The 222-nt window shown below is 62.6% G+C and carries 1 protein-coding gene; it reads right to left on the bottom strand.

Annotation, left to right across the window (positions count from 1 at the left end):
- Window positions 1–222: hypothetical protein (locus tag H6B10_RS16790; protein WP_204652498.1), on the bottom strand; the 222-nt coding region annotated here is incomplete at its 5' end.

The following is a 222-nucleotide window of genomic DNA, read 5'->3' as shown; positions in this document are numbered from 1 at the left end:
TTATCTGGCAGCAGTGGGTGCCATGCCGGAAGGAGCCCGCTGCCGGGAAGATCTGCAATCTTTTGTGGCCTGGGCCGGCAGTGCCGGGCGCGCAGGACTTTCTGCGCTGGTACGCGCCAACAGTTCTTCCATCAGACGATCCACCGGCAGCGTCCGTGCCAGACGGCGGTATTCGGCCAGTGCCTCGGTAAAAGCGGAGAACCGTTTCTGCCCCCCATACAA

This window comes from Gemmiger formicilis (genome assembly GCF_016901605.1).
Classification (GTDB): domain Bacteria; phylum Bacillota; class Clostridia; order Oscillospirales; family Ruminococcaceae; genus Gemmiger; species Gemmiger formicilis_B.
Note: the sequence above shows the minus strand (reverse complement) of the source record. Positions and strands in the feature narration are given on the sequence as shown.